Raw genomic sequence first — 21,507 nt, forward strand, 5'->3', positions numbered from 1 at the left:
CCCCTCCGTTCAGACCGCTTTTTCCAGCCACAGCAGGGCGTCGCCCGGCCCGACCGGCCGCCCCTGCCGGCAGCTGATGCGTTTGACGATCCCGGCGCGCGGCGCGGTGACCGCCAATTCCATCTTCATCGCCTCGACCACGATCAGCGGCTGCCCGGCCGCCACCGCCTGCCCCGGCTCCACCAGGATCTTCCACACGCTGCCGTTCAGATCGGCGCTGACCAGATCGCCGTCGATGGCGTCTTCTTCCTCCGGCGGCAACAGCTGCGCCTCGGCCTCGTCGTCATCGCTGCGCCAGCGCGCCACTTCGGCGCTGAACGCCTGCTGCTGGCGATGCTGGAAGTCGGCGATCGCCTCCGCGTTGTCGGCCAGGAAATCGGTGTAGGCAGCGAAGTCGAATTCGCTCTCTTCGATGCGCACCTGCATGCGCCCTTCACGGAACGCTTCGCGCTGTTCGTCCAACTCTTGCTCACTGACCGGGTAGAAGCGCACCTGATCGAAGAAGCGCAGCAGCCAGGGCTCACCGGCGGTGAACTGCGGGTTTTTGAGGAATTTGTTCCAGATCGGCAGCGTGCGCCCCACCAGCTGGTAACCGCCCGGCGAATCCATGCCGTAGATGCACATGTACATGCCGCCGATGCCGACCGTCCCTTCGGCGGTGTGGGTGCGCGCCGGGTTATATTTGGAGCTCAGCAGGCGATGGCGCGGATCGAGCGGCACCGCGCAGGGCGCGCCGAGGTAGACGTCCCCCAGCCCGAGGATCAGATAGCTGGCGTCGAACAGAATGTCGCGTACCTGTTCGCGTCGGCTCAGGCCGTTGATGCGCTGGATGAAATCGACATTGTTCGGCAGCCAGGGCGCCGAAGCGCGCACCGTCTGCTGATAGCGATCCACCGCGCCCAGCGTGGCCGAATCCTCGAACGCCATCGGCAGCCAGACGGTGCGCGTCGGCACCTTCAGGCGGCTGACGTCCCCCAGCGCCCGTTCGCGCGCCAGCAGGCGCTGCAACAGGTCGGCCTGGCTTATCAGCCGGCTGTCGTAGCGGATCTGCAGCGAACGCACGCCCGGCGCCAGCTCCGCCACGCCCGGTATCGCCTCCTGCCGCAGCGACTGCATCAGCAGATGGATGCGCAGCCGCAGCGCCAGATCGAGCACGTTGTCGCCGTATTCCATCAGGATGTAACCGTCCCCCGCCTGGCGATACACCACCGCCGGGCGCCCTTCCGCCGCCGGCAGCGCCGCCAGCACCGCGGCGGAAACGGTCTCCGCCGGGGCCAGATCCGGCGGCGGCAGGGTGATGGCCTTCACTGCCGCCAGCGCTTCGATGCTGCCAAGCTGTGCCTGCTCCAGCGACTGCGCCTGGCGAAAGCCGATCGGATGGAACCGGATGCGGTCGCCCGGCTTCACCTGCCCCACTTTCCACAGCTCGGCCTTGGCGATGGTCACCGGGCAGACGAAGCCGCCGAGGCTGGGCCCGTCGCGGGTCAGGATCACCGGGAAGTCGCCGGTGAAATTGATCGCGCCGATGGCGTACTCGCAGTCGTGCACGTTGGAAGGATGCAAACCGGCTTCGCCGCCGTCCTCTCTCGCCCATTCGGGCTTCGGCCCCGCCAGGCGCACGCCGAGACGGTTGGAGTTGTAATGCACCTGCCAGTCGGTGGCGAAGAAGGCCTCTATTGATTCGGCGGTAAAAAAGTCCGGCGCGCCGTGCGGCCCGTACAGCACGCCGATGTGCCACTGGTCGCCGTAGTGCGGGATCAGGCTGTCGTCCATCGCCTGCGGCGCGGCGATCGGCGCCGGCGTGGTGCTGGCGGCCAGCGCCGGTTGGGCGAGCGCCAGCATGTCCGCCACGCGCAAGGTGCGCCCGGCGTGGCCGCCAAACTGCCCGAGCGCAAAGGTGGAGCGGCTGCCGAGATACACCGGCACGTCAAAGCCGTTGCGTACCGCCAGATAGGTGCGGCAGCCGTGCGTGGCGCGCCCCAGCGTCAGCACCTGCCCGGCCCGCACCGCGATCGGCCGCCAGTAAGCGACCGCTTCGCCGTCCAAATCGGCCGGGCAGCTGGCACCCGTCAGCGCGATGGTGGCGTCGCAGTGAAAACGCAGCGTCGGCCCCTGCAGGGTAAACTCGAGCCCGGCGGCCGCCGGGTGGTTGCCGACGATGCGGTTGGCCAGCCGGAACGCGAAGTCGTCCATCGGCCCGGATGGCGGCACGCCGATGTCCCAATAGCCGAGACGGCCGGGATAATCCTGCACGCTGCTGTAGGTGCCGGGTTGCAGCACTTCGAGGCAGTGCGGCTGGAAACGCACATCGTCCAGCAGGCGCGTCCAGACCTCGCCGCGCTGAAATTGCGGCGTGGCGATCACCTGCCGCAGATAGTCGAGGTTGGTGGCGATGCCGTGCAAACGGGTCGCCGCCAGCGCCACGCGCAGTTTTTCCAGCGCCTGCTCCCGATCCGCGCCGTGCACGATCAGCTTGGCGATCATCGGGTCGTAAAACGCCGAGACTTCGCTGCCGGTCGCCACCCAACCGTCGAGGCGCACGTCGGCGGGGAAATGCACCTCGGTCAGCACGCCGGGGCTGGGCTGGAAGTTCTTCAGCGGGTCTTCGGCGTAGAGGCGCACTTCAATCGCCACACCCTGCGGCGCGCGTTGCACCGCCGCCCAATCCAGCGCGTCGCCCGCCGCCACCTGCAGCATGCCTTCGATCAGATCCAGGCCGGTGACCATCTCAGTGATCGGATGCTCGACCTGTAAGCGGGTGTTCACTTCCAGGAAGTAAAACTCGTCGCGCGCGGCATCGTAAATGAATTCCACGGTGCCGGCGCTGCAGTAATTCACCGACTCGCCCAGCGCCACCGCCGCCCGATGCAGCGCCTGGCGGGTCGCCGCCGGCAGGTGTGGCGCCGGGGTTTCTTCCACCACCTTTTGGTTGCGGCGCTGCAGCGAGCAATCGCGCTCGCCGAGCGCTACCACCCGCCCCTGGCCGTCGCCGAAAATCTGTACCTCGACGTGGCGCGCCCGATCGACGAAACGTTCGATAAAGGCGCCGGCGTCGCGGAAGAACTGTTCTCCCAGCCGTTTGACGCTGTCGTAGGCGTCGCGCAGCGCCGCCTCGTCGTCACAGCGCGTCAGGCCGATGCCGCCACCGCCGGCGGTGCTTTTCAGCATCACCGGGTAGCCGATGCGCGCGGCGGCGGTAACCGCCTGCTCAACGCTCTCCAGCAAGCCGGTGCCCGGCGTCATCGGCACCCCGGCCAACGCCGCCAGCTCGCGCGCCCGGTGCTTGAGGCCGAACTCGCGGATCTGCGCCGCCGTCGGGCCGATAAAGGCGATGCCCGCCGCCTCGCAGGCTTCGGCAAACTCGGCGCTCTCGGACAAAAAGCCGTAGCCGGGGTAGATCGCCTGCGCGCCGGTGGCAGCGGCGGCCGCAAGGATCTTGTCGATGCGCAGGTAGCTGTCGGCGGCCTTGTCGCCGCCGAGCGCCACCGCCTTATTGGCTTCGGTGACGTGCGGCGCATTGCGGTCGGCGTCGGAATAAACCGCCACGCTGGTGACGCCCAGGCGTTTCAGGGTACGAATGGCACGGCAGGCAATTTCGCCGCGGTTAGCAATCAGTACGGTATTAAACATGTTCGTGCCCCTTAAGGCTGGCGACATAAGGCTGCCAGCCGCCAAACTCAGTGATATCCGTGGCGCCTTCCAGCGCCCAGGCTTCGCAGATAAACCCCTTCACCCGCCGGCCGTCCGCCAGCAGCAGCGTGCCGATGCCCAAGGGCGCCGGGATTTCCGCCACAAACTCGCCGAAACGGGCCAGCGGGATGTCCCACAGCTCAAGACGGATCGCCGCTCCCTGCGCCACGCGCGCCAGCCCCGGCTTCGGCGGCTCGGTATCAGCCAGCGCGTAGAGGCGGTAACAGGGGGCGGTGACGGTTTGCTCCACCCGCACCGCGTCGCGCTGCGTCAGCTGGACGTTGAGCGGCATACCGCTGAGGTGAGCGCCCACTACCGCCAGACGCACGTGTCCCGAAGACGGCGCCGGCGCGGGCTGCGGCGGCAGTGCCCGGCCGGTAGCCCCGAGCGGTAAGGCGCTTTGCCGTTGCCAGCGCAGGCCAAACGCCGCCAGCGCCCGGTCATGCCAGGCGGGCGCAATCAGGGTGATGCCCGCCGGCAGACCGTCTTCGCGCAGCGGCCCTGGCAACGCCAGCGCGCTCAGATCGGCCAGGTTGGTGAAATTGGTGTAAGTGCCGAACTGCGAATTGAACAACACCGGTTCCTGCGCCATCTCCGCCAGGGTGCGGATGGTGGGCGCGGTCGGCACCACCAGCGCGTCGAACGGCGCCAGCCGCTGGGCAATTTGCCGCGCCAACTCGGCGCGCAGGTATTCCGCCTTGTAGGCGTCGCAGGCGCTGTAGCCCAGGCCGTTGCCGACGATGCCGCGCACCACCGGGTCGATAGCCTGCGGGCTCGCTTCCAGCACCTGCTCAATCGCCACCGTGCGCTCCGCCACCCAAGGGCCGTAATACAGCTGCTCCGCCAGGGTGCGAAACGGCGCGAAATCGAGGGGTTCCAGCGTGGCGCCGCCCGCCTGCAGCTGCGCCAGCGCACGGTGAAACGCCCGCTCGGCCTGAACGTCACCGAAAAACTCCAGCTGGGCGGGGATGGCGAAACGCGGCGCGGCGGGAATATCCGCCGGCGCGGTATGCGGATCGAGGCGGGAATACGGATCTGCTTCGTCAAAGCCGCTCGCCAGTTCCGCCACCTGCGCCGCATCGGCCACCGTCAGCGCGAAGACCGACACCGTATCGTTCAACCGGCAGGCCGGCACCACGCCGCGGTTGGACAACCGGCCCTTGGTCGGCTTCAGCCCGACGATGTTGTTGAACCCGGCGGGCACGCGCCCCGATCCGGCGGTGTCAGTGCCCAGCGCGAACGGCACCAGGCCGCGCGCCACCACCGAGGCGGAGCCGGAGCTGGAACCGCCGCTGACGTAGCGGCTGTCGAAGCTGTTGACCACCGCGCCATAAGGTGAGCGGGTGCCCACCAACCCGGTAGCAAACTGGTCGAGGTTGGTTTTACCGAGGGCGATCGCTCCGGCGGCGCGCAGGTTGGCGACCACGGTGGCGTCCGCCGCAGCCTGATAGGTGAACGCCGGGCAGGCGGCGCTGGTTGGCCAGCCGCCGACGTCAATATTGTCTTTGATGGCGAAGGGCACGCCGAACAGCGGCAGGCGACTGAGATCGCCGTCGACCGCCGCCAGCAACTGCGCGAGCTGCCGATACTGCTGCTCGCGCTGCGCCGGCGTGGCGAGATACAGCCAGGCGTTATCGTCCGGGTTCAGCCCGGCGATCAGCGTTTCGATCGTCGCGCTGACGCAGGCGAGGCGCTCGCCCGCCGGACGGGTTTGATAATGGTGCTGCCATTCACTGAGGGTAAAACCGCACGCTTCAACAGGGTCGCTCATCGGCTGAATTCCATCTGGTACACAAGATGGGATTCAACAGAGCAACCGGCGTGCCAATTTTTAATCTCATGATTTCAATAAACTATAATTAAAACTTATGACAGCGACGGCGAGCGGCCTGCACCAGCGGCGCGCAGCGGGAGAACAAAAAGAGTGCAATGGCGGGATGACACAGAGGGAAAACCGGGGCGACGACACTCGCCGCCCCAGAGGCCGATGGGGATCAATACGTAATATGTTGCGGGCCAGGTTGCTACCAATTTTCTAACGCGATCCTTCTCCAGGTATTGGCCGCCGTACAAACATAAAAGAATGCGGAATCTGCCGACCATTGGCCGACTTTACCGGGGGCGGTGGCCGAAGCGGGGACGGCGACTCTGACACCTATGGGATCTCCGTTCACGTTTGCTGAATCATAAATATTCAACACTTTTATGTGGCCAGAGGAGAATTGGTTATTCGGCCCGCCAATAGGGTAAGCGCCGTTGCCGGCCGGGTAAATGCCATTATCCGCAACCGTTAACTGCTTAGTGTACAACCCGCTCCATTTAAATGAAGGTTGTCCTAAGGCGGTCGCGATATCCTTTTGCGGCGAAAAATCCGCAGGGGAGATGGATACGCCACTGCTGGTCGTATTGTTATTAGCGCCGAGCGTAAACTTAGGTGCAAAACTAATTAAAGAAGCCCCGTCCTGAGCCAACCTGATGCCTGGTTCAAATCCCTGAAGGTTATTGCCTGGAGAAATGCCGCCAAAGTAATGGTAGTTGGTATTCCCCCCTCTGGCGGCATAGAACAGGTTATCGGATTCACCCTTGATGCCATGAAAAATGGCTGGATAAGCGCCATTGCTGGCTCTGTCCGCCAAGGACCACGGAAGCTGCCTCGGAACCATATCGGCGATTGCCGCGTTGGCGAATCTTGTCGTATTGCTCATCATGTTATCAAATACAAATGCCGCCGCGATGCCGTTTACCGGCTCTGCCGCCACATTGTAAGTGGTATTACTCACATTATAGAAACCGCCTCGGCATTCAAAAGTGCTTCCATCACTCTGAAGAATAGCTTCACCTTCGCAAGTAAACTGCCCCAAGATGTTATCGGTGTCGGTTCGGGTGAGTTTAATAGCCGTAGCGCCGACGCCGCCGAACAGGTGGATATAGCAGAAACCGTTGTACCACCGCACCCTGTTGGCGTTTCCTCTCAGCTCCAGCCCTACGCCGGCATCCGTATTTGTGCCACCATCGCCCGGATTGCCGGAGACTTTTATCTGACATTGAATTTCGTGGAACCCCACGCCGTGGAAGGAGCTATCCCCGCCATTACTCTCCATCAATATATTGGACAGGCCGCGGTGGAACCGGCAAGAGTGAAAACTGACGAACTCGGTAAACGCACCGGTATAGCCGTTCAACAGATGTAGGTTCACAAAAAACTTCATAATCAGCAGTCTTTCATGCCGCATGAAGCAGGAACCATTTATCCGATAGCCGGTGCCCGTATATAACGCGCCCTTGGCCGGCGTAATCGTCACGTCGCTGATATATCTGTTGGTATGGATCCCGGAACCGCCTTTCGACTCAAAACACGCATGATCATTAGACGTCGGCTTAAAGAAGAATTTCGTGCTAATCCAATTTTCACCCTCTATCGCAATGCCTTTATCTCCGGTGTAGTTTTCCCCCCCTAAATTTAACGTATCCGTAATGTAATAGTTGCCGGCAGGAACATAGAGCTTCTTGTAGCCTTGATTAATCGCATAGGCGATAGCCTGTTTAAACGCCTGCGTATCATCCGTCCCAACGCCAGCTGTATCATTCCAATCGCCTTTCGCACCGAACATCTGAGGGGTAATGTGACCCACGCCTTCATTCGGGAAGGAATATTGAATAAGTCGATTGCCCGTTACCCCAGCAATCGTAGAGAGAATCGGTTTAAAAGCGCAATCCCAGACGTTCTTGCCAATGAGGGTCGTTTCGTCAAATGCCCCGCCTAACTCCAGTGCCCGAGCAGGCGCAGCAAGCTTAATCACATTCCCTTCGATAATAGCGTTTTTCCCATTCAAAAAGCGGATATAACCAAAATCAGAGTCCGTTACCCGATTGCCGGAAAACACCGTGCGGTCGCCATAGAGCTTGATCCACACCTGGCTACTGGTCCATCCGGAGTGGGTTATTTTGTTACCGGTCATCACGCAGCTATTGGCGAACAGGGCGACCTTACAGTTATTGATAATATTGCCTGAAAGGGTTGCCTCCGTTGCGGCAATGCCATTGAAGGCCGACGCCGTGGAGGTACCACAGAAATTTAAAAAGTTATCTGCGATAACAGACTCCGCGACAGAAATATCGTTATTGCCGTGATAATCGATGCCATTCTCAACGGTATCTTCAACGTGATTCCCAATAATCCGTGAATTATTCGTAGGAATTTGGGTGGGGTTATTTACTAAGGAATAGTCTATCTGAATGCCGAACCTTTCGATCCTTTTGATGTAGTTATTAGAGATATTAATGTCACTGATTCCACCCAGTGCGATGCCATAGCTGGTATTAACAATATGGTTATTGGCAACGGTCAGGTTAGTGAATGAATGAGGCGTGCCGGTCACCTCGTTATTGAGCGTCACCCCGCCCCCTCTTTGCGTGTGCCCTGCCCCTGCCGGTTTCGCAGGCTTGTGCCCATCGTGAATATGATTGTTCACGATTAAGATGTCATAAGCCTCTCTGTTCACGCCCGTTTTCAGCAGGATCCCGTCGCCCTGGTGATTCGTCAGCTCGTTATTCTGGATCGTGATATGGCGGCCGCCACGAACCGCGATAGGTTCCTCTCCCAGATCTTTAAGTAAATTGTTCTCAAGAGTAACGGACGTACAGTCAGAAAGGCCCAAAGCATCAGTATGCATACTGATGACGCAATTTCTCACGGTGAAGTTTTCACAACGGGTGAAAGCCATGCCGGTACACGCGCGAGTGGCGTACCACCAAATAGGATCTGCATCTTTCTGAGTCGCCTTTCTCGTGATCCTCAGATCTTCTACGATAAAATTCGACTGTTCAACGGTATTAAAAATGTTGATTTGAGGCGTATCGTCATCCAGGTGAATTTCACCACCGCCATAAACATGGCAGTTGCTGGGGATCTGCAAAGGCTGCCAAGCCGTACCCAGCGTCAATCTATAAACATTCGCCATTCTGACCTGGCGTTTTTTTATCGATTTAGCAGCGTCAATAGCCACTTTAGCGAACATAGCGCTGACAGCCTCTCGATCATCAGCCAGGCCATCGCCTACGGCGCCAAACTGTTCAGGGGTATATTCAACCAATTCACCGCCACGATTGACCTCATCGGCGGCTTTTCCTGCGTTGAACTGCAGATCTTCTTTTAACATTTGAGCCATTGAATTACTCCTCTGGATTTACGTTTCAATCAACATTGAACGAACCCTAAAAAAGTAACCGGAGGGGCGGCCCGCCCTCCATCGATGGCGGATGGCTGAGGGCCTGTACAACAACGATGGGCGGGAGAGCGGCAATAAAAAAGGCGCAACCTTGCGATTGCGCCCGATGTTCGGTGAACGCTGTGCGTTACTCGCCGCGAACGCGCTGCGCCAGCCCTTTGAGGAAGTAGCGCAGCATCTGATCGCCGCACGGGCGGTAGTTCTTGGTGCCTTCTTTGCGGAACAGCGCGCTCAGCTCCGGCTTGGAGATGCGGAAGTCCACCGCGGTGAAGATCTGGTGCATGTCGGTGTCTTTCAGCTCGAACGCCACGCGCAGCTTTTTCAGCACCAGGTTATTGGTGATCGGCAGCTCAACCGCCGGCGCCGGGAACTTGTCGTCCTTGCCGCGCTTGAAGAACACCAGGCCGTTGAGAAAGTGCGCCATCACTTCGTCCGGGCACTTCTCGTAGCCCGGTTCGCCTTCTTTGATCACGTAAGCGTCCATCGCCGACACCGCCACCTCGAAATCGTCCAGTTTGATAATCTCGACCATTTTGGCGTTGTTAATGCTCAGCATATAGCGCACGCTGCGCAGCACGTCGTTGTTCATCATGGGATTGCATTGCCTTTACTTGTCTAACGGGGACGTGCGCATTGTAAAAAAATGCCCCATACCCAAAATAATTGGAGTTGCATCGCGGCGGCAAATTTGTAAGCCCCCGGAGCATAGTTAACTATGTGACCGGGGCGCGCAAATGCAGCCAACAAAGAGGCAGCTCCAAGTATGACGGGTATGGCCGCACACCTTGAATGTGCGGCAGTATAGGGATCGGCAAGGGGTTTCTCAATCGATTTGACTTTTTTGCTGATACAGCGGGATATCTTCGCCGATGATGTACTTGTTGCGCAGCATCGACGAGACCTTATCCATGATCATCACCACCACCACCAGGATCAGGGTGATGAACATCACCACGTCCCAGTTCCACAGCCGCATGTTTTCCGCGTACACCAGGCCGATGCCGCCGGCGCCGACGAAGCCCAGCACCGCCGCAGAGCGGGTGTTGGACTCGATCTGGTACAGGCTGAGCGCCAGGAAGGTGGGGAACGATTGGGTGAAGATGCCGTAGCGGTGCTTCTGCAACCCGTTGGCGCCTACCGCCGTCAGGCCGCGGCTGGGGGATTTGTCCACCGCCTCGTGCCCTTCGGCGTAAAGTTTGCCCAGCAGCCCGACGTCCTGCATCACGATCGCCAACACCCCGGCCAGCGGCCCCATGCCGACGGCGCGCACGAAGATCAGCCCCCAGATTGCCATGTCGATACCGCGCAGCACGTCCAGCAAGCGGCGCACCAGCACGGAGATCGGCCGCAGCAGCGGCGTCGACATCACGTTGCGCGCGGCAAAGAACGACAGCGGCAGCGCGATCAGCGACGCGGTGATGGTGCCGGCAAACACGATGGCGATGGTGATGCCGATCTGCTGGAAGTAGTACATGAACGGCCAGTTGACGAAGTCGTGCCAGACGAACATGCGCAGGAAATAGCGCCCCAGCTGCTGGCAGCCGTTGATAAACTGCGGCCAGCTAATGCCGAAGACCAGGAAGAAGAACACGTAATACAGTACGATCGCCAGCGCGATCAGGCCGACGGTGCGCAGGTAGCGCCCCTGCTGCGCGAAGATCGCCGGATGCTGTTGTTTCAACTGGCGCAGCGTTTCCGCCGACGCCGGAGTGCCCGCTGTCATTTTGCCCCCTCCACCACGCGCTTGCGCAGCTCGCCCGACACGTAGTCGAGCACGGAAACCACCACGATGATCAACAGCAGCGTCATGCTGACCTGATCGTAGCGGTCGAGTTTAATGTTGGTCATCAGCTCCTGGCCGATGCCGCCCGCGCCCACCAGCCCCAAAATGGTCGACTGACGGAAGTTGATCTCCAGCCGCATGAAGCTGTAGGAGAGAAACACCGGCTTCACCTGCGGCCACAGGCCGAAGCGCATGCGCTGCAGCGGCGTGGCGCCGCAGGCCGCCAGCCCGCGCACCGGTTTGTTGGAGGCGGTTTCGATCGATTCGTAGAACAGCTTGGTCAGGCTGCCGATGGTGTGCAGCGCCAGCGCCAGGAAGCCGGGAATGGCGCCGATGCCGAACGCCATCACGAACATCACCGCCCACGCCAGCTCCGGCATGGTGCGCAAAAACGCCACCAGCGTGCGGATCGCCAGCCGCACCGAGGCCGAGGTATAGGTGTTGCCGGCCGCCAGAAACGCCAGCACGGTCGCCACCAGCACCGAGAAAATGGTCGCCGCCAGCGCCAGCTGCAGGGTCTCCCAGATCAGCGGCAGCTGGATATTCAGACGGTAACCCCAGTAGGCCAGCGAGCCCTCGGTGCGCCCGTCGGCGAACAGCAGAGGCCAATGCAGCGTCGGAATGGTTTCGGCCAGGTAGTCGAAGAAGTGCGGAATAGACACCCAGACGGTGTGCAGGTTGAACTCGGCGAGGTTGCCGGCGCCCAGGTACAGCACCACCAGCCCGAGCGACCACAGCAGCGCTTCGCGCTTTTGCTTGCTGCGGATCCGTTGGTAATAGTGTGCGAAATCGGTATTCAAAAGAGGTCTTCCATCTTTATGGAACAAGGGGTTCAGCACGCTGAACCCCTTCATTCGGACGGCCGAGGCAGCCGGGAATTAACGGTCGCCTTTGGTCAGCTCGCGCTTCATATCGATGATGTTCTGGTATTCCGCCAGGGTGGTGTCACCGATGTGCTGTTTGCCGCCCATCGCTTTGATAAAGCACTGGTGATCGTCTTTATCCAGCTTCTTGATGGCGGTGACCACTTTGGCCTTGAAGTCGGCCGGCAGCGAGTTGCTCACCAGGATCGGGCCGTTCGGGATCAGCGGCGACTGCCAGATGATGCGGATCTGTTTCATCAGGTCCGGGTGATCCATGCGGATCATGCGGGTGAACGCGCCGCTGGTATAGCCGGTGTTGTAGTCGCCGATCATCGACGCCCAGGTCACCGCGCCTTCGAACTGACCGTTCAGCACGCCGAGGATGTCCTGCTCGTGGCCGCCGGAGAAGGTGACGCTGGAGAAGGTGTTGTTGTATTTGTTGTCGACCGTGCCGCCGAACAGCTTTTTAAACGCCTGGTTCGGGATCAGGAAGCCGGAGGTGGAATCCGGATCGGCGAAGCCGATGGCCTTACCTTTCAAGTCTTCCAGTTTCTGGTACGGACTACCGGCCTTCACCACCACTACCGAGTGGTAGCCGCGCGACTGGTCGACGTCGTCGACCGCGATGCCGACGATGTCCACCGCTTTCGGATCCTTGATGTAGACCGAAGCGAACGACGACGGCGACATGCTCAGCACCAGGTCAATCTTGCCGCCCAGCAGGCCCTGGATCACGCCGGAATAGTCGGACGAGTTGCGCAGCTTGGTATCGACGTTCAGCTCTTTATCCAGGAACTGCTTCACGCACTGGTTATCGCCGATCTGCTGGGTGGCGTTCTGGCCACCGAGAATGCCCAGGTTCAGCTCTTTCGGCGCATCCGCTGCGGCAGCATTAAATACCATCATCGCGCCGGCCATCAGGGTGGTCAGACTCAATACTTTTTTCATTAGGTGTGCCTTGTGTGTAAAGGGTAAAGGTCAAAAGTGCTTCAATGGATCTGATTGGCTTCTTCGCCATACAGCTGGTGCAGGATCCGTTCGTTCAGTTGCGAAGGATGCCCGTCAAACACGATCTTCCCGTGGGCGATGCCGATCACCCGCGAGCAATACTCTTTCACCAGTTCGACCGAGTGCAGGTTCACCATCACCGCGATGCCGTCTTCGCTGATTTTTTGCAGCGCGTCCATGATGCGGCGGGTGTTTTTCGGATCGAGCGACGCGACCGGCTCATCGGCCAGCAGGATTTGCGGGTTTTGCATCAGCGCGCGGCAGATGGCGACGCGCTGCATTTGGCCGCCGGAGAGGTTCTCGGCGCGCTGCAGCGCGTGCGGCAGCATGTTGAGCCACTGCAACAGCTCGATGGCGCGAGCGCGGTCGGCGTCATCGAACAGTTTGAAGAAGGATTTCAGCGTGGAAGTGTGGCTCAGACGGCCCAGCAGCACGTTGGTCATCACGTCCAGCCGCGGCACCAGGCAGAAGTCCTGGAAGATCATGCCGCAGCGCGCGCGCCACTGGCGCATCTGGCGGCCGGCCAGCTGAGCGATATCCTGCGCCGCGCCATCGTCTTCGAAGTGCAGCATCTCGCCGCAGCTGGAAGGAATGGTGCCGTTCAGGGTGTGCAGCAGCGTGGACTTGCCCGCGCCGGAACGGCCGATCACCGCCACGAATTCGCCGGCGTGCAGATCGAAATTGATGTCATCCAGCACGCGCTGCTGCGCTTTGTAGGCCTTACCGAGTCCCTTTACCGATAATACTTTGCGGGATGCGGCGGCGTGCTGCCCTGGAAAGTCGTGCTGTGCCAATTTTAACAGTGCCTGAGCCATATGATTTCTCTGGTTTCAGTGGCTAATCATTATGGGCACCTATTAACGGATAAGTTTATGACAGTGGGATGATCGTTTTATGGCCGGGGCGTGACGCGTGCCGCCCCGGCGTTCGCCTCACGCCAGGGTGAAGAAGTCCAGCCCCAGCGCCGTCTTGACCTGCTGCAGCGTCTGTTGGCTGACCTGATGCGCGCGGCGGGTGCCGTGCTGCAGGATGCGCGTCAGCTCGCCTTTATCGGCGATGAATTCGGCGCGGCGGGTGCGGATCGGCTCAAGCAGGCTTTGCAGACAATCCTCCAGCAGCCGTTTGATTTTCACGTCCCCCAACCCGCCGCGCCGATAGTGCGCCTTCAGATCCGCCACCAGCGCGGCGTCTTCGCAGAAGGCGTCCAGGTAGGTGAACACCATGTTGCCCTCCACCCGGCCGGGATCGCTGACGTTGAGATGGCCGGGGTCGGTGAACATGCTCATCACCGCCTTGTGCACCTCGTCGGCGCCGGCGCCAAGCTGGATAGCGTTGCCGCGCGATTTCGACATCTTGCCCTGCCCATCCAGCCCCGGCAGACGCCCGACGTTGCTCAACAACGGCTGGCACTCCGTTAATATCGGTTGGCCGACGATGTGGTTGAAACGCCGCACGATCTCATTGGTTTGCTCCAGCATCGGCAGCTGATCCTCGCCGACCGGCACGTGGGTGGCGCCAAAGGCGGTGATGTCCGCCGCCTGGCTGACCGGATAAATCAAAAAACCGGCCGGCAGGCGGCGGGCGAAATCCTTCTCGGCGATTTCGTTTTTCACCGTCGGGTTGCGTTCCAGCCGCGCCACGCTGACCAGATTGAGGTAGTACATCGTCAGCTCGGCCAACGCCGGCAGCGCCGACTGCAGGCAGATCGTGGTCTTGTGCGGATCGATGCCCACCGCCAGATAGTCGGCCACTACATTGAGCACGTTGGCGCTGATTTTTTGCGGGTTGTTGCCGTTGTCGGTCAGGCCCTGCAGATCCGCCACCATCACCGTTTGGTTATGCTGGTACTGCAATTCGACGCGCTGGCGCAGCGAGCCGACGAAGTGGCCTAAATGCAGTGGGCCGGTGGCGCGATCGCCGGTAAGAATGGTGTAGCTCATGACAGTGCTCCTGAAGGTCTGTAGACCGCCGGATCAACGCCACAAAAAATAATGCCGCCAAACCGGCGGCATTAAAAAGAGATGTGAATACTCGTGCCGCCTCAGAAGAGGCGCCACCATGACTGATTGTGGGTGGAGTGCATCGATATATTCATGCCATCAAGGTATACCCGCAGCGACAGCGCGTCAATAGCCCGCCGCCGGCGCGTAAGACGGCGTTACACTCCGGCATTTGCGTTCCTGGCCTGACGCGTTAGGGTAAAATCTTCAACCTGAAAAAGGAGCGCATGATGAAGATCGGATTTGCCGGACTGGGTGGGATGGGCAGCGCCATGGCGGCCAACCTGTTGCAGGCGGGCTTCGCCTTAACGGTATGGAACCGCTCGCCGCAGGCGGCGCAGCCGCTGGTGAGCGCCGGCGCGCAGCAGGCCGAACGGCCGGAACAGCTGGCCGATGCCGACGTGCTGATCACCATGCTGGCCGACGATGCCGCCACGCAACAGGTGGTGGTCGACAGCGGGTTGCTGCAACGGATGAAACCGGGTGCGCTGCATATTAACATGGCGACCATCTCAGTCGAACTCGCCAAGCGTTTGACGGCGCTGCATGCAGAACACGGCATCGGCTATCTCGCCGCGCCGGTGCTGGGGCGGGTCGACGTGGCCGCCGCCGGCAAGCTGAATATTCTGGCGGCCGGCGATAGCGAGCTACTGAAGCAAGCGCAGCCGCTGTTCGATGCCCTCGGCCAGAAAACCTGGCACTTCGGCGCCGATCCGGCGCAGGCCAACGTCGTCAAAATCGCCACCAACTTTACGCTGGCCAGCGCCATTGAAGCGATGGCGGAAGGCAGCGCGCTGGTGCGCAACTACGGCGTGTCCGGGGCCGACTACCTGCAGATGCTGAGTAGCACCGTCTTCGCCGCCCCGGCCTATCAGGGCTATGGCGCGCTGATCGCCGCCGAGAAGTATTCCCCCGCCGGATTCCGGCTGGCGCTGGGGCTGAAGGACGTCGGGCTGGCGCTGGCCGCCGGGGCCGACAGCCATACGCCGATGCCGTTCGCCGGGGTGCTGAAAGACAACTTCCTCGACGCGATGGCGCAGGGGGATGCGGATCTGGACTGGGCCGCGCTGGCCAAGGTGGCGGCGCGGCGGGCGGGCCTCAAATAACGAACGGGGGCCTCGGCCCCCGTTTTTCCGTTCTCAGAACACGATGTCCGCCGGCGGCGGCGTAAACAATCCTTCCTGCACATCGATAATCAACAGCGTGGTGGGCATGGCGGCTCCCGAAGAGAAGATAAGTGGCGTCAGCACACCGGCTGGCGCGGGCGGAAAATATGGTCGACGCCCTGCTCACGCAGCCGGTTCACCAGATCGTGCCCGCCGTTCGGCGTGGCGTGCGCCAGCTGCCGCTCGGCGGTAAACACCGGGCTGGCCCAGAACAGGTTCACCGGATCGCCGTACTGCTGCGGCAGAGCCAGGTGAGCGCTATGCGGGTAGAAGGACGACGATAAAATATAACCCTCGTAGCCCAGCGGCGCCACGTCCGACTCCAGCGTATGCCCTTCGCCGATCCAGGTCAGCCGCGCCCACGGCGCGTGCGCGAAACCGGCCAGCGCGCTGGCCATCTGCACCGCGTTGTCTTCGGTCATGTATTGACTGTCGATGGCGATCGCCATCTCCATGCGGCGATAGCGCGAAGCCTCGTCGTTGAACAGGATCTCCACCCACGGCATCGGCCGGATGCTCACCCCCATGGTGAGGAAGTAATAGATGCCGTCGCGCTCGTGCTGGGTGATGGCCATCGGTGGCCACTTGCCCTGATCGATGGCGTAGTACTTCACCGAAGGGCCAAAATGCGGCTCATAGCGCGCCTGAAAATCGCGCTGCATCTTCGGCCACGGATTGCCCTCTTCACGCTGCCAGCTGCGCCAGAACTGGCGGGTGCTCTCCGCCTGCGCATACTGGGTGTTGGTCGAGGCCGAGCCGAGCGGATAAGCCAACGGGCTCTCCTTGATACAGCTGGCGGAATAGCACACCGAATGGTCGATATACAGGCTCCAGCCGGGGATCACCGCCAGCAGTTGGCCGTAATACCACAGGGCCGCGCCGTCGTCGCTTTCGCTCCACACCACCATCAGCCCTTCCGGGTTCAGCGGCGCTTCGCCTTCCAGGTTGCGGCAATACTCCGCCGCCAGCATCGGCGGCTGCCCTTGTTCCAGCGCGGCGCGATCTTCCTGCAACGGCGCGGCGGCCAGGTTGCGCAGCCAGCAGGCGCGAACCTGATAGCGATCGCTGTAGGCTTCGGCGGGATAAATGTAAAAATAGGCTGCCCGGTGATCTTGCTGAACCACCGCAACCAGCGTCTGGTTCTCATTGCTGACTTCAGCAAGTACGTATGACTCGTTCATATCACCTCAATAGGGTCAGGGCGCGGCAGAATCGGCTGCGCGCCAAAAATGGAATGTGGCTTTGCCCCCAAGTGTAAAACGCATTACTGGCCGGATCACCCGTAAAAGTCTCAAAAGCGGCCGTAAACGAAGATAAACAAAGACTAATTATAGCGGCTGTGGCTCATGATAGCGGCTGTGGCTCATGACGGCTGAGTGATGCGCCGCACCGCGCGCTGATAGGAGCCGTTGCGCATCGACGCCCCCAGCACCTTGCCGAGGCCTGCGGCGCCCGTTCGCACCAGCCGCCGCCGCAGCGCGCCCGGATGAAAACCGAACTGCCGCTGCGCCCAATCGGGTAACAGATCGATGCCCGCCTGCATCACCACCCCGCCGAGCGGGCGCGCCAATGCGCTCGGCGCCGGCGCCTTCAGCAGAATGCGCGCCACCTCTTGCGTGCGTTCATCGCAGACCAGCTGCGGCCGCATCGCCTGCAGGTACTCTTCGACCTCCGCGCAGGACTGAGGAATTGCGGTCGCCCCCAGCGCGGCGGCCACGCGCGCGGCTTCGCGGTAGTATTGATCCTGCAAATCGCGGGAAAGATGGGGGTTGCGGTAGCGCAGGTGGCTGGCCAGAAAACGGCTGCTCTCCGCGACGTGTACCCAGGTCAGCAGCGCCGGATCGCTGGCGGCATAAGGCGTGCCGTCGCTGCCGACGCCGGTCACCCGCAGATGGATGGCTTTGACTTTGGCGATCAGCCGCTCCGCCTCGGCGGTCGGGCCGAAGGTGGTGACCGACACGAACTGGCTGGTACGGCGCAGGCGGCCAATCATATCTTCGCGGAAGTTGGAGTGATCCCACACCCCGGCCAGCGCCAGCGGGTGCAGCATCTGCAGCAGCAAGGCGCTGACGCCGCCGCACAGCATCGAGGTGAAATCGCGGTGTACCTGCCAGATGATCGACCGCGGGCCGAACAAGCCCGGGTCGCCCGGCGGGTTCTCAAAATCGACGCCGCCGAGCGCCAGCCCGGTCAGGCTGAGCACCTGTTTTTCTATCGCTGCGCGTACCGCTTCCATCCTGCTGCCCTCTCGCTCATTCAACGGCCAGTGTATCACGTGGCGAACGCCCCATTGCGCCCTGCGGCGGTTGAAAGCATTAACTTACTGAATTACAGTTGTTATACCGCTGGCAGAAAGGCGGGCCTATTCGATCCACTGCAGAGGCGCTTTGCAGGGTGTTAACCCACGTTAATTCGGCACTAACCCCACAAAACCTCTATCTAGTTTTTTTCCTCCAACTTAGATAGCAGAGAGTTCGATGATTACCATCAGAGCACGCGCGGCGGAAGACAACGCGCAATTGGCAGATATCTGGCTGCGTTCGGTGCGCACCACTCACCATTTTTTAACCGAAGACAACATCGCACAGCTGTTCCCGCTGGTGCTGAACGACTACCTGCCGGCGGTTAACGTCTGGGTGGCCGAAGAGCGGCCGGGGCACCCCTGCGGCTTTATCGGCCTGAACGGCAACAAGGTGGAGATGCTGTTTATCGACGCCGATCAGCGCGGCAAAGGGGTGGGCAAAGCGCTGCTGACCCACGCGGAAACGCTGCACGATGAACTACAGCTGGACGTGAACGAGCAAAACCCGCAGGCCAGCGGCTTCTACCGCCACTACGGGTTTGTCATCACCGGCCGCTCGCCGCTCGACGGCCAGGGCAACCCGTTCCCGCTGCTGCACATGAAGCTGGACAAACGCTAGCCCTCCCGCCGGCCGCCCTGCGGCCGGTTTTCTCCCCTCTGTTTCACCCGCCGTTTTATATATCAAATCAGAATAAGTAATAGAATTTACATTCTTCCTGTCACTATAAACCCTCGGTAGGATTGCCCGGTATTCACCCGCAACAGAGATTCCGTCCGCCACTCCCCGCCGGGTTGTGCCCGCCGAAAAGCCGAACGATCCCTGTCCGGCGTACCACGCTCTGGACGGAATGCTGTGATGTATCGATAAGGATCCGCTTCGCTATGATCGTTCTTTCGAACGTTTGCAAAACTTTTGACAGCACACAGGGCCGCGTCGTGGCGGTAGACAACGTCAGTCTGGCGGTAGAGGCCGGGCAAATTTACGGCATCATCGGCTACAGCGGCGCCGGCAAAAGCACGCTCATCCGCCTGCTTAACGGCCTGGAGACGCCCACCAGCGGCCGCATTGACGTAGGCGGCTTCGATATCGACCGCGCCAAAGGCAGCCACCTGCGCCAGGCGCGCCTGAAAATCGGCATGGTGTTTCAGCACTTCAACCTGCTGTGGTCGCGCACCGTCAGCCAAAACATCGCTTTTTCCATGCAGATCGCCGGCGTGCCCAAGGCGCAGATTGCGCCGCGCGTGGCGGAACTGATCGCGCTGGTCGGCCTGCAGGGGCGCGAAGACGCCTACCCGTCGCAGCTCAGCGGCGGCCAGAAACAGCGCGTCGGCATCGCCCGCGCGCTGGCCAATAACCCGAGCGTGCTGCTGTGCGACGAGGCCACCTCGGCGCTCGATCCGCAGACCACCGACGCCATTCTCGACCTGCTGCTGGACATCAACCGCCAGCTGAAATTGACCATCGTGCTGATCACCCACGAGATGCACGTGGTGCGCAAAATCTGCCACCGCGTAGCGGTGATGGAAAACGGCCGCATCGTCGAAGAAGGCCCGGTGCTCGACGTGTTCACCCGGCCACAGCAACCGATCACCCGGCAGTTCGTCAAACAAGTGTCGCAGTATGCGGATACCGAAGAGAGCTTCAACCCGCTGCTCACCGCCCATCTGCCGGGGGCGATTTTCAAGCTGACCTTCGTGGGCGTGCAAACTCACCAGGCGGTGATCGCCGAAGTGATCCGGCGCTACGCCCTGACCATCAACATTCTGCACGGCAAGATCAGCCACACCCTCAACGGTTCGTTCGGCGAACTGTACATCCACGCCGAAGGCAACGAACAACAAGTCGCCGACATGCTCAGCCTGCTGCACGAAAGAGACATCGCCGTCGAGGTTATCCAACATGATTGAATCCCTGTTCCCCCACCTGCGTCTGGATCAACTGTGGGACGCCACCTGGGAAACGCTGTACATGACCGGCTTCGCGGGCTTGGCCACGCTGGTGCTGGGCATCGTGCTCGGCGTGCTGCTGTTTTTAACCTCGAAGGGCCAGCTGTGGCAGAACCGGGCGGTCTACTCGCTGATCTCCGTACTGGTCAACGTCTTCCGCTCCATTCCGTTCATCATTCTGATCGTGCTGCTGATCCCGTTCACCAAGTCGCTTATCGGCACCATTCTCGGCGCGGACGCGGCCCTGCCGGCGCTGATCGTCGGCGCGGCGCCGTTCTACGCCCGGCTGGTAGAGATCGCGCTGCGCGAGGTCGACAAAGGGGTGATCGAAGCGGCGCGCTCGATGGGCGCCAAAAACCGCACCCTGATTTTCCGCGTATTGCTGCCGGAGAGCTCGCCGGCGCTGGTTTCCGGCATCACCGTCACCCTGATCGCGCTGGTGAGCTACACCGCGATGGCCGGGGTGATCGGCGCCGGCGGCCTGGGCAACCTGGCCTATCTGGAAGGATTCCAACGCAACCACAGTGACGTGACGCTGGTGGCGACGCTGACGATTCTGCTGATCGTTTTCGTCATTCAGTTCATCGGCGACACCCTGACAAGAACGCTCGATAAACGTTAATTAACCAAGGAAAACGATGATGAAAAAGCACCTACTGATGTTGGCTTTCGCCTCCGTCGCCACCCTCGCCTCTTTTGGCGCCACGGCAGCGACCAAGCTGGTGGTCGGCGCCTCCAACGTGCCGCACGCCGAGATCCTCGAACAGGCCAAGCCGATACTGGCGAAGGAAGGCATCGATCTGCAGATCAAGCGCTTTCAGGACTACATCCTGCCGAACACCGCGCTGGCCAGCCACGACATCGACGCCAACTACTTCCAGCACGTGCCTTACCTGAACTCGGTGCTGAAAGACCACGCCGACGACAAGAGCTACGACTTCGTCAGCGCCGGCGCGATCCATATTGAGCCTATCGGCATCTACTCGAAGAAGTACAAGAGCCTGAAAGATCTGCCGGAAAACGGCAAAATCATCATGCGCGACGCGGTGGCGGAAGAAGGCCGCATCCTGTCTATTTTTGAACGGGAAGGCGTGATCAAGCTGAAGCCGGGGGTGAGCAAAGTGGACGCGCGCATCAGCGACGTGGTGGAAAACCCGAAACACCTGAAGTTCCAGGCCAACGTTGAGGGCGCGCTGCTGCCGCAAATGTACAACAACGACGAAGGCGACGCGGTGGTGATCAACGCCAACTACGCCATCGACGCCGGGCTGAATCCGACCAAAGATCCGATCGCGGTCGAAAGCGGCGAAAACAACCCGTACGCCAACATCATCACCGTGCACAAGGCCGACGTGAACAAACCGGAGATCGTGGCGCTGGTCAAGGTACTGCACTCCAAACCGATTCAGGACTTTATCCGCGAGAAATACCAGGGCGCGGTGATCCCGGTCAATCAGTAATGGGTTACACGGCCCGGTAAAAACCGCAATGCCGCTCACTTAAGCCTGAGTGGCATTTTT

General features: G+C 61.0%; 16 protein-coding genes. 5 read left to right on the forward strand and 11 right to left on the reverse strand.

Going from position 1 to position 21,507, the window contains the following annotated elements; all coding sequences use genetic code 11:
- Positions 1 to 9 precede the first annotated feature (9 nt).
- The 9 genes from uca to trpS all read right to left on the reverse strand — a co-directional run bounded on the left by uca (position 10) and on the right by trpS (position 14,512).
- The gene (gene uca / locus HMPREF3138_RS18050) at positions 10 to 3,630 is read right to left on the reverse strand and encodes an urea carboxylase (RefSeq protein ID WP_070559207.1); all 3,621 of its coding nucleotides are present in this window, start codon (positions 3,628 to 3,630) and stop codon (positions 10 to 12) included.
- A complete protein-coding gene (gene atzF, locus HMPREF3138_RS18055) occupies positions 3,623 to 5,461 on the reverse strand; it encodes an allophanate hydrolase (protein ID WP_038880093.1) in 1,839 nt (612 codons plus the stop codon). The genes uca and atzF overlap by 8 nt, the downstream gene beginning before the upstream one ends.
- 253 nt (positions 5,462 to 5,714) lie before the next feature.
- Positions 5,715 to 8,858 carry a right-handed parallel beta-helix repeat-containing protein gene (locus tag HMPREF3138_RS18060; RefSeq protein WP_038880090.1) on the reverse strand — a complete coding sequence of 1,048 codons (3,144 nt, stop codon included), beginning with the start codon at positions 8,856 to 8,858 and terminating at the stop codon, positions 5,715 to 5,717.
- A 187-nt stretch (positions 8,859 to 9,045) separates the two neighbouring features.
- Positions 9,046 to 9,510 (reverse strand): YehS family protein, encoded by a 465-nt coding sequence (locus tag HMPREF3138_RS18065; protein WP_004939471.1) that lies wholly within the window; start codon positions 9,508 to 9,510, stop codon positions 9,046 to 9,048.
- Between the two features lie 231 nt (positions 9,511 to 9,741).
- A complete protein-coding gene (gene phnE, locus HMPREF3138_RS18070) occupies positions 9,742 to 10,641 on the reverse strand; it encodes a phosphonate ABC transporter, permease protein PhnE (protein ID WP_038880087.1) in 900 nt (299 codons plus the stop codon).
- The gene (phnE, locus tag HMPREF3138_RS18075) at positions 10,638 to 11,501 is read right to left on the reverse strand and encodes a phosphonate ABC transporter, permease protein PhnE (protein ID WP_038880085.1); all 864 of its coding nucleotides are present in this window, start codon (positions 11,499 to 11,501) and stop codon (positions 10,638 to 10,640) included. Before phnE (HMPREF3138_RS18075) ends, phnE (HMPREF3138_RS18070) begins: the two co-directional genes overlap by 4 nt.
- 78 nt (positions 11,502 to 11,579) lie before the next feature.
- Positions 11,580 to 12,512, reverse strand: a complete 933-nt coding sequence (phnD, locus tag HMPREF3138_RS18080) for a phosphonate ABC transporter substrate-binding protein (RefSeq protein WP_019454696.1) — start codon at positions 12,510 to 12,512, stop codon at positions 11,580 to 11,582.
- A 41-nt stretch (positions 12,513 to 12,553) separates the two neighbouring features.
- A complete protein-coding gene (gene phnC, locus HMPREF3138_RS18085; RefSeq protein ID WP_038880081.1) occupies positions 12,554 to 13,387 on the reverse strand; it encodes a phosphonate ABC transporter ATP-binding protein in 834 nt (277 codons plus the stop codon).
- A 117-nt stretch (positions 13,388 to 13,504) separates the two neighbouring features.
- Positions 13,505 to 14,512, reverse strand: a complete 1,008-nt coding sequence (trpS, locus tag HMPREF3138_RS18090; protein WP_038880078.1) for a tryptophan--tRNA ligase — start codon at positions 14,510 to 14,512, stop codon at positions 13,505 to 13,507.
- A gap of 290 nt (positions 14,513 to 14,802) precedes the next feature.
- Here trpS and HMPREF3138_RS18095 point away from each other — a divergent pair, with 290 nt between their 5' ends.
- Complete coding sequence (locus HMPREF3138_RS18095; RefSeq protein WP_038880075.1) at positions 14,803 to 15,678, forward strand: NAD(P)-dependent oxidoreductase; 876 nt, start codon at positions 14,803 to 14,805, stop codon at positions 15,676 to 15,678.
- Positions 15,679 to 15,815: 137 nt separating this feature from the next.
- On the opposite strand, the gene HMPREF3138_RS18100 is transcribed toward HMPREF3138_RS18095, so the two are convergent.
- Together HMPREF3138_RS18100 and HMPREF3138_RS18105 are read right to left on the reverse strand one after the other, a co-directional pair.
- Complete coding sequence (locus tag HMPREF3138_RS18100) at positions 15,816 to 16,919, reverse strand: suppressor of fused domain protein (RefSeq protein WP_038880072.1); 1,104 nt, start codon at positions 16,917 to 16,919, stop codon at positions 15,816 to 15,818.
- Between the two features lie 182 nt (positions 16,920 to 17,101).
- Complete coding sequence (locus HMPREF3138_RS18105) at positions 17,102 to 17,974, reverse strand: oxygenase MpaB family protein (protein WP_038880069.1); 873 nt, start codon at positions 17,972 to 17,974, stop codon at positions 17,102 to 17,104.
- Positions 17,975 to 18,215: 241 nt separating this feature from the next.
- On the opposite strand from HMPREF3138_RS18105, the gene HMPREF3138_RS18110 reads away from it, so the two are divergent.
- The 4 genes from HMPREF3138_RS18110 to HMPREF3138_RS18125 all read left to right on the forward strand — a co-directional run bounded on the left by HMPREF3138_RS18110 (position 18,216) and on the right by HMPREF3138_RS18125 (position 21,447).
- Positions 18,216 to 18,659, forward strand: coding sequence for an acetyltransferase (locus HMPREF3138_RS18110; protein WP_038880066.1), 444 nt, complete (start codon positions 18,216 to 18,218; stop codon positions 18,657 to 18,659).
- A gap of 263 nt (positions 18,660 to 18,922) precedes the next feature.
- The gene (locus HMPREF3138_RS18115) at positions 18,923 to 19,948 is read left to right on the forward strand and encodes a methionine ABC transporter ATP-binding protein (protein ID WP_038880063.1); all 1,026 of its coding nucleotides are present in this window, start codon (positions 18,923 to 18,925) and stop codon (positions 19,946 to 19,948) included.
- On the forward strand, positions 19,941 to 20,609 hold the full coding sequence (locus tag HMPREF3138_RS18120; RefSeq protein ID WP_038880060.1) for a methionine ABC transporter permease: 669 nt from the start codon (positions 19,941 to 19,943) through the stop codon (positions 20,607 to 20,609). The genes HMPREF3138_RS18115 and HMPREF3138_RS18120 overlap by 8 nt, the downstream gene beginning before the upstream one ends.
- Before the next feature lie 19 nt (positions 20,610 to 20,628).
- Positions 20,629 to 21,447, forward strand: coding sequence for a MetQ/NlpA family ABC transporter substrate-binding protein (locus HMPREF3138_RS18125; protein WP_038880058.1), 819 nt, complete (start codon positions 20,629 to 20,631; stop codon positions 21,445 to 21,447).
- The last annotated feature ends 60 nt before the right edge of the window (positions 21,448 to 21,507 follow it).

The sequence above is a fragment of the Serratia sp. HMSC15F11 genome (assembly GCF_001808215.1).
Lineage (GTDB): Bacteria > Pseudomonadota > Gammaproteobacteria > Enterobacterales > Enterobacteriaceae > Serratia > Serratia nevei.

Excerpts from the sequence above, each read along its gene's own strand:
- trpS (WP_038880078.1), bottom strand. The coding sequence starts at position 14,512 with ATGAGCTACACCATTCTTACCGGCGATCGCGCCACCGGCCCACTGCAT.
- HMPREF3138_RS18115 (WP_038880063.1), top strand. The coding sequence starts at position 18,923 with ATGATCGTTCTTTCGAACGTTTGCAAAACTTTTGACAGCACACAGGGC.
- phnD (WP_019454696.1), bottom strand. The coding sequence starts at position 12,512 with ATGAAAAAAGTATTGAGTCTGACCACCCTGATGGCCGGCGCGATGATG.
- HMPREF3138_RS18125 (WP_038880058.1), top strand. The coding sequence starts at position 20,629 with ATGAAAAAGCACCTACTGATGTTGGCTTTCGCCTCCGTCGCCACCCTC.
- HMPREF3138_RS18120 (WP_038880060.1), top strand. The coding sequence starts at position 19,941 with ATGATTGAATCCCTGTTCCCCCACCTGCGTCTGGATCAACTGTGGGAC.
- HMPREF3138_RS18100 (WP_038880072.1), bottom strand. The coding sequence starts at position 16,919 with ATGAACGAGTCATACGTACTTGCTGAAGTCAGCAATGAGAACCAGACG.
- atzF (WP_038880093.1), bottom strand. The coding sequence starts at position 5,461 with ATGAGCGACCCTGTTGAAGCGTGCGGTTTTACCCTCAGTGAATGGCAG.
- HMPREF3138_RS18060 (WP_038880090.1), bottom strand. The coding sequence starts at position 8,858 with ATGGCTCAAATGTTAAAAGAAGATCTGCAGTTCAACGCAGGAAAAGCC.
- HMPREF3138_RS18105 (WP_038880069.1), bottom strand. The coding sequence starts at position 17,974 with ATGGAAGCGGTACGCGCAGCGATAGAAAAACAGGTGCTCAGCCTGACC.
- HMPREF3138_RS18095 (WP_038880075.1), top strand. The coding sequence starts at position 14,803 with ATGAAGATCGGATTTGCCGGACTGGGTGGGATGGGCAGCGCCATGGCG.
- phnE (WP_038880087.1), bottom strand. The coding sequence starts at position 10,641 with ATGACAGCGGGCACTCCGGCGTCGGCGGAAACGCTGCGCCAGTTGAAA.
- phnC (WP_038880081.1), bottom strand. The coding sequence starts at position 13,387 with ATGGCTCAGGCACTGTTAAAATTGGCACAGCACGACTTTCCAGGGCAG.
- uca (WP_070559207.1), bottom strand. The coding sequence starts at position 3,630 with ATGTTTAATACCGTACTGATTGCTAACCGCGGCGAAATTGCCTGCCGT.
- HMPREF3138_RS18110 (WP_038880066.1), top strand. The coding sequence starts at position 18,216 with ATGATTACCATCAGAGCACGCGCGGCGGAAGACAACGCGCAATTGGCA.
- HMPREF3138_RS18065 (WP_004939471.1), bottom strand. The coding sequence starts at position 9,510 with ATGATGAACAACGACGTGCTGCGCAGCGTGCGCTATATGCTGAGCATT.